10 protein-coding genes and 1 pseudogene are annotated in these 13,080 nt (G+C 72.5%); 6 read left to right on the top strand and 5 right to left on the bottom strand.

All coding sequences use genetic code 11. The annotated features are described in order from the left end of the window. The first annotated feature begins 118 nt into the window (after positions 1-118). Positions 119-1,582: a hypothetical protein gene (locus tag IE124_RS08935; protein ID WP_189506616.1), complete on the top strand. Its 1,464-nt coding sequence runs from the start codon at positions 119-121 to the stop codon at positions 1,580-1,582. A gap of 65 nt (positions 1,583-1,647) precedes the next feature. On the opposite strand, the gene IE124_RS08930 is transcribed toward IE124_RS08935, so the two are convergent. Then, the gene (locus IE124_RS08930; RefSeq protein ID WP_189506614.1) at positions 1,648-2,925 is read right to left on the bottom strand and encodes an ABC transporter substrate-binding protein; all 1,278 of its coding nucleotides are present in this window, start codon (positions 2,923-2,925) and stop codon (positions 1,648-1,650) included. Between the two features lie 203 nt (positions 2,926-3,128). Here IE124_RS08930 and IE124_RS08925 point away from each other — a divergent pair, with 203 nt between their 5' ends. Together IE124_RS08925 and purU are read left to right on the top strand one after the other, a co-directional pair. Then, positions 3,129-3,572, top strand: a complete 444-nt coding sequence (locus tag IE124_RS08925; protein WP_189507201.1) for an SCO4402 family protein — start codon at positions 3,129-3,131, stop codon at positions 3,570-3,572. 60 nt (positions 3,573-3,632) lie between these two features. Next, positions 3,633-4,484, top strand: a complete 852-nt coding sequence (purU, locus tag IE124_RS08920; RefSeq protein ID WP_189506612.1) for a formyltetrahydrofolate deformylase — start codon at positions 3,633-3,635, stop codon at positions 4,482-4,484. A 66-nt stretch (positions 4,485-4,550) separates the two neighbouring features. Here purU and IE124_RS08915 read toward each other — a convergent pair. Together IE124_RS08915 and IE124_RS08910 are read right to left on the bottom strand one after the other, a co-directional pair. Next, positions 4,551-5,896: pseudogene (locus IE124_RS08915) on the bottom strand (maleylpyruvate isomerase N-terminal domain-containing protein). Further along, positions 5,893-6,477: a sigma-70 family RNA polymerase sigma factor gene (locus IE124_RS08910; RefSeq protein WP_189506610.1), complete on the bottom strand. Its 585-nt coding sequence runs from the start codon at positions 6,475-6,477 to the stop codon at positions 5,893-5,895. The pseudogene IE124_RS08915 and the gene IE124_RS08910 overlap by 4 nt, the downstream one beginning before the upstream one ends. A gap of 201 nt (positions 6,478-6,678) precedes the next feature. Between IE124_RS08910 and IE124_RS08905 the strand changes: the two genes are divergently transcribed. Then, positions 6,679-7,044, top strand: a complete 366-nt coding sequence (locus tag IE124_RS08905) for an STAS domain-containing protein (protein ID WP_189506608.1) — start codon at positions 6,679-6,681, stop codon at positions 7,042-7,044. Here IE124_RS08905 and IE124_RS08900 read toward each other — a convergent pair. After that, positions 7,037-8,908, bottom strand: coding sequence for an FG-GAP-like repeat-containing protein (locus IE124_RS08900; protein ID WP_189506606.1), 1,872 nt, complete (start codon positions 8,906-8,908; stop codon positions 7,037-7,039). The genes IE124_RS08905 and IE124_RS08900 overlap by 8 nt on opposite strands. A 65-nt stretch (positions 8,909-8,973) precedes the next feature. After that, positions 8,974-10,509 carry a class I adenylate-forming enzyme family protein gene (locus IE124_RS08895; RefSeq protein WP_370468745.1) on the bottom strand — a complete coding sequence of 512 codons (1,536 nt, stop codon included), beginning with the start codon at positions 10,507-10,509 and terminating at the stop codon, positions 8,974-8,976. Positions 10,510-10,728: 219 nt separating this feature from the next. Here IE124_RS08895 and IE124_RS08890 point away from each other — a divergent pair, with 219 nt between their 5' ends. Continuing rightward, a complete protein-coding gene (locus tag IE124_RS08890; protein WP_189506604.1) occupies positions 10,729-11,943 on the top strand; it encodes an amidohydrolase family protein in 1,215 nt (404 codons plus the stop codon). Then, the gene (locus IE124_RS08885) at positions 11,943-13,076 is read left to right on the top strand and encodes an acyl-CoA dehydrogenase (RefSeq protein ID WP_189506602.1); all 1,134 of its coding nucleotides are present in this window, start codon (positions 11,943-11,945) and stop codon (positions 13,074-13,076) included. Before IE124_RS08890 ends, IE124_RS08885 begins: the two co-directional genes overlap by 1 nt. Positions 13,077-13,080: the final 4 nt, after the last annotated feature.

The following is a 13,080-nucleotide window of genomic DNA, read 5'->3' as shown; positions in this document are numbered from 1 at the left end:
CTGTGCGGCGCCTTCGCGTGAGGAGCTTGTGTAACCGGCCTCACACGTGTGTGCGGAGCCCCGCGCGCACCCGGTAGCGTGAGCCGACGATTCCATAGGTTTATCGGTAGGAGTCCCGGTGACGCAGAACGGACAGGGTCAGGAGCCGCAGTACCCGGCGGCGCCCCCCGCGCACGACGGTGCCTGGGGTCCCGCCGGTGGCCGGTCGGGCGGGCAGCCGCTGCCGCCCGCACAGCCGCTGCCCCCCGAGGCGACGCCGGGCGCGGCCGACATGCAGTCCACGCAGTACCTGGCGCCGATACCGCAGCAGCAGTTCCCGCCGCAGGCGCCGCCGATACCGCAGCAGCTCCCGCCGCAGCCCGGGTACGGCTACCCGCCGCCGGCCGCCCAGGCGGCGGCCGACATGCAGGCGACGCAGCACATCGCGCCGGTCCCCGGCGCGATGCCGCCGGTGCAGGCCCCGCAGCCCGGGTACGGCTACCCGCCGCCGGCCGCGCAGGCCGCCGCCGACATGCAGGCGACGCAGCACATCTCCGCCGTGCCGCCGCACCCGGGAGCGGGCTCCGACACCCAGTTCCTGGGGACGAGCGCGCTCCCGCACCAGGGGCCCGGGCAGCCCGCGGGTGCCGCGGACGCGACCCAGTACATCGCTCCCGTACCGCCGCAGGCCCAGGCCCAGCAGCCCGGTGAGCGGCAGCCGCCCGCCGAGTTCGACAACCTTTTCCGTACGGAGGCGCCGCGGGCCCCGCAGCAGCCGCAGGCCTACCAGCCGCCGCAGCACCAGCAGCCCGCCCCGCCGGCGTTCCAGCAGCACCAGCAGCATCAGGGGCCGCCGCAGCAGCACGGCTACCAGCCGCCGCAGCCGCCGCTGGGGGCACCTCCCGGGCAGTACGCCTACCAGGACGCCTACTACGACGACGAGCCCGAGCCGCCGCGCCGCAAGTCGCCGGTCGCTCTGATCGCCGCCGTCGTCGTCGGCTGCGCGGTCGTCGGCCTCGGCGCGGGGATGCTGCTGAGCGGCGAGGACGAGAAGGACCCCAAGACGCCGGGCCAGAACGTCGCGGCGAGCTCCGCCGCGCCCTCCGCCACCGCCACCACCACGCCGCCGACGGAGAAGCCGGTCGACCCGGCGGAGCCGCAGGCCAAGGAGCTGGACAAGCTCCTCGCGACCAGCAACAGCAGCCGTGACACGGTGATCAGCTCGGTGGAGCAGATCAAGCAGTGCAAGAACCTGGACAAGGCCGCGAGCGACCTGCGGGGCGCCGCCGACCAGCGTCGGGGTCTGGTCACCAAGCTCCGGACGCTGTCGGTCGACAAGATCCCGAACAACCCCGCGCTGACGGCCGCGCTGACCAAGGCCTGGCAGGCCTCGGCCGCCGCCGACGACCACTACGCGGCCTGGGCCGTCCAGATGAAGGCCAAGAAGGCCTGCAAGGACGGCAAGGCGAAGAGCACCAACCGCCTGGCCGAGGCGAACAAGAAGAGCGGCGAGGCGAGCGCGGCCAAGAAGCAGGCGGCCGGGCTGTGGAACCCGACCGCCGTGAAGTACGGCCTCGACAAGCGGACGCCCACCCAGCTGTAGGGCCCCCGGCCGCAGCGCGGCCGGTGGGCGGCGGGTGGGCGGCCCGCGAGGGGGCGCTAGGGGCGCTAGGGGGCGGTGAGGACCGTCTCGCCGACGTCGACGAAGCCGGGCTTCTCCGCCACGAGCCGCCCCTGGCGGACCACCTGGAACGTCACCTGGTGGTTGACGACCCGCGTGAGGCCGGGGGCGCCGAGCAGGTCCTCGTACTTCCAGCGCAGGCTGGGGGTGAGGCCGCCGGTGTCGACGCGGGCGCCCCGGTCGAGGGCGTGGATGATCTGGTCCGGGGTGATCCGGTCCTTGTCGAGGGCCTCGACGACGGACTTGAGGACCGTGTAGGCGATCCATGTGGTCTGGACGCCGGCGTCGGCCGGGTCGACGCGGTTGTCGGCGAAGGCGTGCTCCTGGATGACCTTGCGCATCGGCGCCCAGCTCTTGTCGGAGGCCTCCGGGTACCAGCCGGTGACGTACGCGCCCTCGAAGGGGCTGCGGGCGCCGCCGGTGCGGTCGATGACGGGCTGGGCGACGCTGCCGAGCACGGAGGAGATGCGGACGGGGTCGCTCTTCCTGCCGGAGCCGCCGTTCTTCCCCTCCGCCGGGAGGCGGCGGAAGGAGTCGAAGAAGGTCTGGGTGCGCTCGCCGAGCACGGCGGTGACGCAGCCGTTGTCGCCGCCGGCCTTGTCGCGGGCCCGGCCGGCCTGTTCGGTGTACTCGCCGGCGTCCTCGACGGCCGGGATGTCGACGGCGCTGCGGTGACTTGCCCTGCGGAGACCGGAGTTGAGGAGATCGGGGAGCCGGTCACCGGCGACGGTGTCGGGCCGGACGAGGGAGACCCTGCGGCAGGACTCGGCGAGCTGGATGCCGTGGCCGGCGATGAGGGAGGCCTGTCCGCCGTTGACGGGGTAGGAGAGCGAGCTGGTGAACTCGTCCTCCGAGATGCCGTAGCCGCCGATGTACGGGATGCCGGCGGCTTCCAGCGGGCCGAGGAACGCGCTGCCGTTCTGGCTGTACGAGCCGACCACCGCGACAGCGCCCTCTCGGGCGGCGCGGCGGGCGCAGGCGGCGGCGCCGGCGCCGGTGTTCTGTTCGTTGCAGGTGAGGACTCGGAGTTCGTGGCCGTCGATGCCGCCCTGGGAGTTCACCCAGCGGGCGTAGGTCTGCGCCATGGCGGGCATGCCGGGCATGTTGGTCGCTCGGGTCTGGTCGGGGGCCCAGGTCATCACCGTGACGGGCTCCCTGGAGCCCCCCGTGGCTCCAGGGAGCACGCCACACCCGGTGAGCAGTGACGCTCCGGCCGCAGCGGTGGTGACGTACGCGAGGAGTGAGGTCAGTCGCCTACCGGTCATGGGCATGCACATTTCCGCCCCACGGGTAACGCGGGAGTGAGCACGGTTCAACGATGGGTGACGTAAAGGTGAATTACGGGGGCCGCTCACGGATGGGGAGGGGGTGAGTCCGCATACCGGGCACGGGAACGTACGATCGAAACGTGTCCAGTCCAGTCTCCGGTTCGGTTAACTCTTCCCGTCGCGGCCGTCGCTCCTCCACCATGGGCGGCATGCCGCTCAACGACATGCCGTGGTGGCGCTGGCGCATCAACGTGCGTTCCGCGCTGCACATGCTTTCCGACCCCGGGTTCCACGAGACCACCTGGCTGACCGGCCAGGAGGGGTACGGCGACGTCACCGACGCCGTCTACCGACTCGTCGAGGACACCTGGCTCGACAACTGGTCCGCCGAGAAGTACGTGGGTGCCGTCTTCCGCGACAGCGGCGAGGCCGCCCTCGTCGACGTCGCCGTGCTCCGCGTGCTGCGGATCCTGCACCAGGTGGGCCCGGACGCGCCCGTCTCCGCCTACCTGGAGCACCAGGGCTGGCCCGAGGTCGTCCTGGCCGCCCGCGAGGCCCACGTACGGATGGCGCGGGCCGACGGGGAGGACCCCGACGCGCCCCCGCGCTCCCTCGACGTGATCCGTATCATGACCCGGTCCTGAGCCGTTCCGCCTGGCGGACGGTGGCTCTTGCGGGCCTCTCGTGTATGGCAGGCTGACGGGATGACCGACCAGTACGTCCTCACCCTTTCGTGCCCCGACAAAAAGGGCATCGTGCACGCCGTGTCGAGCTACCTGTTCATCACCGGGTGCAACATCGAGGACAGCCAGCAGTTCGGAGACCACGACACGGGTCTCTTCTTCATGCGGGTCCACTTCTCGGCCGAGGCGCCGGTGAACGTGGAGAAGCTGCGGGCGAGCTTCACGGCGGTCGGGGACTCCTACGGGATGGACTGGCAGATCAACCGCGCCGACGACCGCATGCGGATCGTGCTCATGGTCTCCAAGTTCGGGCACTGCCTGAACGACCTGCTGTTCCGCTCGCGGCTCGGCGCGCTGCCGGTGGAGATCGTCGCCGTCGTCTCCAACCACACGGACTTCGCGGAGCTCGTCGGCTCCTACGGCATCCCCTTCCGGCACATTCCGGTCACCAAGGACACCAAGGCCGAGGCCGAGGCGGAGCTCCTCGACCTGGTCCGCGAGGAGGACGTCGAGCTGGTCGTCCTCGCCCGCTACATGCAGGTGCTCTCCGACGACCTGTGCAAGCAGCTCTCCGGCCGCATCATCAACATCCACCACTCCTTCCTGCCGAGCTTCAAGGGCGCCAAGCCCTACCACCAGGCCCACGCGCGCGGTGTGAAGCTGATCGGCGCGACCGCGCACTACGTGACGGCCGACCTCGACGAGGGCCCGATCATCGAGCAGGAGGTCGAGCGGGTGGGCCACGAGGTGACCCCGGACCAGCTGGTCGCGGTGGGCCGCGACGTGGAGTGCCAGGCACTCGCCCGCGCGGTGAAGTGGCACGCGGAGCGCCGCATCCTGCTGAACGGCCGCCGCACGGTCGTCTTCGCCTGACCCCTGACCCCTGGCCCCTGGCCCCTGGCCCCTGCCCCCTGACCCCTAGCCCATGGGGGCCCGCGGCTAGAGGCGACTGAGCGAGGCCGCCGCCGACAGGACGTCGCGGATGGCCTCCCGGTCGCCGTCCTGGCCGGCCGCGGCCTCCTCCGGCGAGATGTGGCCGGCCACCAGCTGGCAGAACTCCACCCCGTCCATCGCGACCTGCGCCACCGCCCGCTCAGGCGAGCCGACCGCAGCCGGGGAGTCCAGCGCGATGTACCAGTGGCCGCCGCCCGCGCCCTCGACCTCCAGATGGAGCGAGCGGCCGGGCGCGCCCGCCGCGACGAGCTGCCGGGCCGGGGCGGCGAGGCCGCTGCGCCGGCGCCCGGCGAGCGCCGCCGGGAGCAGCCGGGCCGCCAGGTCGATCATGCCGTGCAGATGGGCGCCGCTCGGCGGGGCGTACGGATACGCGACCGCGTTGGCGATGTCGTCCGCGTGCAGCCAGCACTCGAAGGCCCGCTCCAGGAGCGAGTCCCGCAGGGGCAGCGCGAAGTCCTTGTAGGTGACCGTGAGGTCGCCGACGCCGCGGCCCGCGAAGGAGACCGTGCGGATCAGGGTGTGCGACTGGTCCCGCCAGGGGGGCCACGCAGCGCGCGGTTCGGCGGCCGGTCGAGCGCCGACCAGAAGGCCTCGGTCCGCTCCGTCGGCGAGAGCTCGGGCACGCCCGAGCCCAGCGGGTCCTTGATGCCGAGCGCGGAGCTCACCAGGCCGTCCACGGCGAGGAGGTGGCCGATGACCCCGGCGACGGTGGTCTTGCGGCGCACCAGGTGGTCCTCCTCGTACCACTTGAGCCGCACCGGGGCGTGCCACTCCGACTCGCCGATGTCCCGCAGCAGCGCGTCGAGCCGGGCGGTCTCCGCGTCGTACGGGGTGACCCACTCGGGTACCGGTACGCGGGCGGGGCGGCGGCCCAGGCAGTTCTCCAGGACCCGGGAGCGCAGCAGCGGGTCGAGGTCCAGGTCGCGGTCCTCGTGGAGCAGTGCGACGGCGTCCCGCAGCCGCAGGGCCTCCTCGGCGCAGGGTGCGCACTCGGTGAGGTGGTCCTCGACGGCCTTCGTCTCCCCGGTGGAGCACGCCGAGAGCGCCCAGGCCCCGAGGAGGGACTTGAGCACGCGGTGCGTCAGCTGGGGCACGTCAGGCGGGTCGTCGGGCTCCGGCTCGGTCACCCCGGCCACCCCGGTCACCCCGGTCACCCCGGTCACCCCGGTCACCTCAGTCACCCCGGTCACAGGGCTCTCCGGGTTCGCGGGAGTCTCCGGGGCCGTCGGCGGGCTCCACGTCAGGTCCGCGTGGTCGTCCGCCGAGCGGCGCGGGCCCGGTATCCACGGGGCGCGTGCGACGTCGTCCGCGTCGCCGTTCGCCCCCGTCACAGCGTCCGTCCGTAGCCGCCGGGCGGCGAGGAGCCCTCCAGGGGGCGGGTGTTCGCCGAGGAGAGCAGCTGGAGTCCGAGCCGGAGGCGGCGCCGCGCCTCGTCCTCCGTGACCCCGAGGTCGGCCGCGGTCTGCCGGTAGTCCCGCCGCTGGAAGTAGGCCAGTTCGAGCGCGGCCCGCAGCGGCGCCGGCATGGAGGTCACGATGTGCTCCGCGCGGGCCGCGACATGGGCCCGCCGGACCTTCTGCTCCAGCTCCTCGGCGGAGCCCTGCCCGGTCTCCGCGTAGGCCTTCGCCTCGGCCTGCCGCAGCCGGTGGACGGCCTGCCGCTGGGTCAGCCGGGCGACCCACGAGCGCATGTTCCCCTGCTTGGGGTCGTAGTCGTCGGGGTTCTCCCAGATGTAGCCGAAGACCTCGCGGGTGACCTGGTCGGCCGCGGCGTCGTCGTCGAGCACCCGGTGGGCGAGGCTGTGCACGAGCGAGGCGAAGCGGTCGTAGAACTCGCCGAGCGCGGCTGCCTCTCCGGCGGCGAGCCGCTGCTGCATCTTGCGGTCCCAGCGCGGTGGTGTCTCCATCGCCATGCGAATCCTCCGTCCCCTGCCGGTCCTCTGGTCCTCGACTGCCCTCGTCCTGGTGGCTTTCCAACTCCAAAGTAATGTGCCGGGCCGACAGAACACGTCTGTTTGCCGCAAGTGCGCCCTTGACGCGGGTCTGGATGGTAAGGAAAGCGCCATACCTCGGAGAAGGGGTTTCGCGCGGCCGTGCCGGGGCAGGCGGCGACCGTGACGACGATCGAGGTCGACGAGGACGAACGCGGTCCCTGGACGGTGCTGCGCATCCGGGGGGAACTGGACCTGGTCACCTCCCCCCGGATACGCCGCCGCGTCCACGACGCCGTCGCGGGCGGCCGCCACGACCTGGTCATAGACCTGTCCGCCGTGCGGTTCTGCGACTCCAGCGGGGTCGGCGTCCTCATCGCCGCCCGCCGCCTGCTGCGCTCCTGCGGTGGCCGCCTCCGCCTGATCCTGCCCGAGGCGGTGATCGAGAGCGGCGACGGCCACGTCGACCGCGTGCTGTCCGCCCTGGGCGTCCGCCGCCTCTTCGAGGTCTACGGGGACGTCCCGGCGGCGGTGGAGGAGGTCAGCTGATCGACCGGATCGTGCTCCACGAGCTCGACCCGACCGTGGTGCGGGGGCCGTCCACCGGGGTTCCCGAGGCGCCGGTGCCGCCCGCGTAGAAGAGCAGGGTGCCGGTGCCCTCGTCCGTCGTCGCCCACAGGTCGGCGACCCCGTTCAGGTCGGCGTCGGCGGCTCCCGCGAGCAGCGGGCGCGAGGCGACGTCGTAGCCGTGCCCGTACGCGACCCGGTGGTCGAAGGTCCCGTCGTCGTACCCCCGGTAGAGCCAGAGGTCGCCGGTCCCGGTGTGCCGGGCGAGCAGATCCACGCGGCCGTCCCGGTCCGCGTCGCCGGGGGACGTCAGCGTCATGACGTCCCAGCCGCTCGCCCCGATCAGGACGGGCGCGGCCACCGCCGGCGCGGAGCCGCGGACCCCGGCGCGCAGCCACAGCCCGTCGTCGTACCGGAGGACCGCGTCCGGGTGTCCGTCATGGGTGACGTCGCCGACGCCCACGACCTTCGCGTCGGTGGGCAGTCCGGTCGCGACCGTCACGGGCGCGGTGATCGAGCCGTCGCCGCGGTTGGCGTAGACGCGCAGTTCGCCGCCGACGCGGGCGAGCACGTCCTCCGTGCCGTCGCCGGTCCAGTCCCCGCGGTGCGCCACGGAGGCGGTGGACCAGCCGCCGGTGCCGATGACGTCGTGGGCGCCGGGGACGCCGCCGGTGCCCTTGCCGTGGTAGAGCCGCAGCCTGCCGGCGTCGTCGACGGCGACGAGGTCGGGCGCACCGTCGCCGGTCTGGTCGCCGGGGACGGGGGCCGGGCGGCGGTAGCCGATGACGGGGGCGTGGTCGGACCAGCCGTTCGGCTCCTCGGCTCCGGACGCCAGGTTGTGCGTGGTGTCCAGGAGGGAGTGGTCGACGGTGCAGGACACGAACCGCTGCCCGCCGGGCCGCTGGGTGCCGAAGAGGTGGTCGAGCCGGCTCCAGCGGGGCTCGGGCTTGTCGTTCTCCCAGCGTACGAAGGTGTCGTCGTCGTTCTCGCAGCGGTCGAGGGTCCCGGCGATCGGGGCCAGGGCCGCCGTGGTCTCGCGGTTGTTGAGGTCGCCGCCGAGGACGACACCGGTGGCGAGGGCGCCCTGGAGGTGGTCGCGGATGGTCTCGCTCTGGCGCTGTGCGACGGTGGCGTCGTTGTCGATGAGGTGCGTGGTGCAAAAGGTGTCGGTGAGGCCGGTGACCTTGGCGCAGAGCAGGGGCATCCGGCGGTCGGAGAGTTCGGCGGGGACGGTCTCGACGCGTTCGACGGGGCCGTCGAAGGTGCCCTTGACGGCGAGCAGGACGCCGAGCGTGCCGCCCAGGGCGGTGCCGCGGCAGGCCGACACGGGCTTGAGGGTGCTGGTGTCGGGGATGTAGTCGCCGGCCCTGTTCCCGGGGGCGTGCGCGAGGGACCAGCCGGCGCCGAGGCGGGCGGCGAGCAGCGCCATGTGGCTCTTCTCGGCACCGGGCGGGGGCGTCGCGCCCTGGTAGCCGCAGGCCTCCTGGAGCATCACGACGTTCGCCTGGTGGGCGTCGACGAGCTTCTTGACCTCGTCCATCTTGGGGCCGGGGTCGTTGCGGTGCGGGCAGAAGCCGAGCTGCCCACGCACGCCGCCGGCCTCGCCGCAGATGTTCCAGGTGACGACGCGTACCTCGTCGGCGTACGGGGCGGTGGCCGTCGGCGCGGATGCCGCGGCCGCTGTTGCCGTTGCTGTTGCTGTTGCCGTTGCCGTCGCCGTCGCCGTCGCCGTCGCCGTCGCCGTCGCGGTCGTGGCCGCCGTCGCCGGGGCCGCCGCCGGTATGCCGAGCAGCAGGCCCACGACGGCCGCGAGGCCCGCCGCGAGCGCGATGGGTCGTCTTCTCATGTGGTCCCCCTCCGGTTCCGCGGGCGGGTGCCCGCGGAGGATTCCCGGGGATCATAGAGCGGGGGTCACCGAGCGCCGAACCGCTCTCTGAGCTGGTACTTGAGCACCTTGCGCAGGGTCTCGTTGCGCGGGAGGGCGGCCACGACCTCAAGCTGTTCGGGGAGTTTGTGGACGGAGAGGCCCGCCTCGCGGAGGAAGGCAGTGACCGTCGGCAGGGTCAGCGGGGCGGCGCCCGGGGGCTGTTCGACGACCGCGCAGACGCGTTCGCCGCGCTCGGGGTCCGGGAGGCCTATGACGGCCGCGTCGCCGACGTCCGGATGGCCGTGGAGGAGGTCCTCGATCTCCTTGGCCGAGATGTTCTCTCCCTTCCGGATGATGATGTCCTTGATCCGGCCCGTCAGGACGAGGTGGCCGCTGGGGGTCAGACGACCCACGTCCCCGGTGATGAGGAAGCCGTCCTCGTCGAAGGCCGCGGCGGTCTGCGCCGGGTCCAGGTAGCCCTGGCAGACGGCCTCGCCGCGGAGCCGGACCTCGCCGTCGCCGGTGCCGTCGCCGGTGATCCGGATCTCCATGCCGGCGGGCGGGCGGCCCTCGGTGGTCGCGAGGTTCTCGGCGGTGTCGTCCGGGTCGCCCATCGTGATCATCGGGACCTCGGTCATGCCGTACCCGTGGGTGAGCTGGCAGCCCAGCTCCTTGCGGACCGCGTGGTAGATCTCCGGCGGCTTCGGCGCCCCGCCGCCCGCGAGCAGCCGCAGGGTGGGGATGACCGGTTCGCCGGGCCGCGCGCGCTGTTCGGCGAGGAACATCGCGTAGAAGGCGGTCGAGCCGCCGGCGACGGTCACGCCGTGGGCGCGGTACTCGTCGAGCGCCTCGGGCAGCGAGAACTGTTCGAACATGACGGCGGGGAATCCGTACAGCAGGAGCATCACCGTGTAGTCGGGCCCGGCGATGTGCGCGTACGGGAAGGCCATCGAGCCGACGTCCTCGGCGGTCAGCCGCAGGGCGTGGGCGAGGCAGGAGCCGCCCGCGAGGAGCGAGCGGTCGGTGTGCAGGACGCCCTTGGGGTCGGAGGTCGTGCCGGAGGTCCAGTAGATCCAGCGGACGTCGGTCCCGGAGGAGGGCGGCGGGGGGAGCACCGCCGGGTCGCCGTCGGGGAGGCTCTCGGGGGAGTACGCCTCGAAGATCCCGCGCGCGCCGAGCCGGCGGGCCATCTCCGTGTGGTCGAATCCGCGCCACACGCCGGGGACGGCGAAGTACTCCGCCCGGGACTCGCGCAGGGCGAAGCCGACCTCCTTGTCCCGGTAGAAGGGGATCACCGGCGTCTGTACGGCGCCGAGGCGGGCGAGCGCGAAGGTGAGCACCGCGGTCTCGATGCGGGTGGGCAGCTGCCAGGCGACGACCGTGCCCGGCCGCACCCCCATCCCGTACAGCCCGGCGGCGCAGCGCTCGGCGCGCTCGCGCAGGCCGCCGAAGGTGAGGACGCGGTCGCCCTGGAGCAGGACGGGCCGGTCGGGGGTGAGGGCGGCGCGGCGCTCGACGAGCTCCCAGAGGGTGCGGGACTCGCCGAGGGCGTGCGCGGTCTGGTCCAGGGCCGTATCCATGACCGTACTCCTCTTGGCTGACGTTCCGTCAGATAGTGCGGTGAGCGTAGAGGCCGGGCGCTTGTCGGTCCAGGGGTGCGGGGCTAGCCTGATCCCGTCAGATCTGACGGTCCATCAGAAATCGTCATCAGAAACGCCATCAGAAACGCCATCAGAAACGCCATCGGAAAACGTCATCAGAAACGCCATCAGGAACGCCATGAGAGACATGGAGGGGTCATGACGGAACTGCCCCGCATCATCAGCGTCGACGACCACGTGATCGAGCCGGCCCACCTCTTCGACACCTGGCTCCCGAAGAAGTACCGCGACCGCGGCCCCAGGCCCCTCACGGCCGGTATCGGCGAGCTCGCCTACGTCGCCGGCAAGTACCAGATCACGATGGACCCGGACGGCCCGCCGACCGACTGGTGGATCTACGAGGACCTCAAGTTCCCGTACAAGCGGAACATCGCCGCCGTCGGCTTCGACCGCGACGACATGACCCTCGAAGGCATCACGAGGGAGGAGATGCGGCGCGGCTGCTGGGACCCGGCCGCCCGCCTGAAGGACATGGACCTCAACCACGTCGAGGCCTCCCTCTGCTTCCCCACCTTCCCGCGCTTCTGCGGCCAGACCTTCGCCGAGGCCCACGACAAGGAGGTCGCCCTCGCCTGCGTCCGCGCCTACAACGACTGGATGGTCGAGGAGTGGTGCGGCGACAGCGGCGGCCGGCTCATCCCGCTCTGCATCATCCCGCTCTGGGACATCCGTCTGGCCGTCGCCGAGATCCGGCGCAACGCCGCCCGGGGCGTCAAGGCCGTCACCTTCTCCGAGATCCCCACCCACCTCGGACTCCCGTCCATCCACTCCGGCTACTGGGACCCCTTCTTCGCCGTCTGCCAGGAGACCGGCACGGTCGTCAACATGCACATCGGCTCCAGCAGCCAGATGCCCGCCGCCTCCCCCGACGCCCCGCCCGCCGTCCAGGCCTCCCTGAGCTTCAACAACGCGATGGCCTCGATGATGGACTTCCTCTTCAGCGGGGTGCTCGTGAAGTTCCCGCGGCTGAAGCTCGCCTACAGCGAGGGCCAGATGGGGTGGATCCCGTACGCCCTCGAACGCGCCGACGACGTGTGGGAGGAGCACCGGGCCTGGGGCGGCGTCCGCGACCTCATCCCCGAGCCGCCGTCCACCTACTACTACCGGCAGATCTTCTGCTGCTTCTTCCGCGACAAGCACGGGATCGCCTCGCTGGACGTGGTGGGCCGCGACAACGCCACCTTCGAGACCGACTACCCGCACGTCGACTCGACCTTCCCGCACACCAAGGAGGTCGCCCTCGACCACGTCCAGGGCCTCGACGACGAGACGGTCTACAAGCTCATGCGCGGCAACGCCATCCGCATGCTCGACCTGGACTTCGACCGAGGCCCCGACCTGGGCGCCGTCTGATGGACCTCGCGTACAGCGCGGAGGAGGAGGAGTTCCGGGCGCGGCTGAGGGTCTGGCTCGCGGCCGTCCTGCCCACGTTGCCGCCGCGGCCCGACCCGCTCGACTGGCCGGCCCGGCGCGCGTACGACTGCGGCTGGCAGCGCAGGCTGCACGACGCCGGGTACGCCGACGTCCACTGGGACGCCTCACCCACCCAGCGGCTGATCTTCCTGGAGGAGACGGAACTCGCCGGAGCGCCCTACGTCGGCGCCAACTTCGTGGGGCTGCTGCACGCCGGCCCGACGATCGCCGCCGAGGGCACCGCCGCGCAGCGGGACCGCTGGCTGCCGCCGGTCCTGCGCGGCGACGAGGTCTGGTGCCAGGGCTTCAGCGAGCCCGACGCCGGCTCCGACCTCGCCTCGCTCCGCACCCGGGCGGTCCGGGACGGCGACGAGTACGTCGTCAGCGGGCAGAAGATCTGGACCTCGCACGCCGAGGTCGCCGACTGGTGCGAACTCCTCGTCCGCACGGACCCCGCCGCGCCGAAACACCGGGGCATCAGCTGGCTCGCCATGCCCATGGACGCCCCCGGCGTCACCGTACGGCCGCTGCGGACCCTCGCCGGGTCCACCGAGTTCGCCGAGATGTTCCTCGACGAGGTGCGGATACCCGTCGGCAACCGGGTGGGCGACGAGAACGACGGCTGGCGCGTCACCATGGTGACCCTCTCCTTCGAGCGCGGCACCGCGTTCGTCGGGGAGGTCGTCGCCTGCCGCCGCCTCCTCGGCGAACTCGCGCGTACGGCACGGGAGAACGGCACCTGGGACGACCCCGTCCTGCGGCGGCGGCTCGGCAGGCTCTCCGCCGAGTTCCAGGCGCTGTGGCGGCTCACCCAGGCGAACGTCAGCGAGGCGCAGGCGACCGGCGGGGTGCCGGGCGCCGGCGGGTCCGTCTTCAAGCTGCACTACTCGCACGCCCGCCAGGAGCTGTACGAGGCCGCCGCGACGGTCCTGGGCCCCGACGCGCTCGACCTCGGGCACGACTGGACGCTCGACCGGCTGTCCTCGCTCTCGTACACGATCGCCGCCGGCACCTCCCAGATCCAGCGCAACATCGTCGCCGAGCGCATCCTCGGCCTCCCGAAGGGACGGTGACCCC

Source organism: Streptomyces narbonensis (assembly GCF_014649015.1).
Classification (GTDB): domain Bacteria; phylum Actinomycetota; class Actinomycetes; order Streptomycetales; family Streptomycetaceae; genus Streptomyces; species Streptomyces narbonensis.
The sequence above is the reverse complement of the archived record's forward strand: the minus strand, read 5'-3'. Positions and strand labels throughout refer to the sequence as shown.

Excerpts from the sequence above, each read along its gene's own strand:
- IE124_RS08925 (WP_189507201.1), top strand. The coding sequence starts at position 3,129 with ATGGGCGGCATGCCGCTCAACGACATGCCGTGGTGGCGCTGGCGCATC.
- IE124_RS08895 (WP_370468745.1), bottom strand. The coding sequence starts at position 10,509 with ATGGATACGGCCCTGGACCAGACCGCGCACGCCCTCGGCGAGTCCCGC.
- IE124_RS08930 (WP_189506614.1), bottom strand. The coding sequence starts at position 2,925 with ATGACCGGTAGGCGACTGACCTCACTCCTCGCGTACGTCACCACCGCT.
- IE124_RS08900 (WP_189506606.1), bottom strand. The coding sequence starts at position 8,908 with ATGAGAAGACGACCCATCGCGCTCGCGGCGGGCCTCGCGGCCGTCGTG.
- IE124_RS08910 (WP_189506610.1), bottom strand. The coding sequence starts at position 6,477 with ATGGCGATGGAGACACCACCGCGCTGGGACCGCAAGATGCAGCAGCGG.
- IE124_RS08885 (WP_189506602.1), top strand. The coding sequence starts at position 11,943 with ATGGACCTCGCGTACAGCGCGGAGGAGGAGGAGTTCCGGGCGCGGCTG.
- purU (WP_189506612.1), top strand. The coding sequence starts at position 3,633 with ATGACCGACCAGTACGTCCTCACCCTTTCGTGCCCCGACAAAAAGGGC.
- IE124_RS08890 (WP_189506604.1), top strand. The coding sequence starts at position 10,729 with ATGACGGAACTGCCCCGCATCATCAGCGTCGACGACCACGTGATCGAG.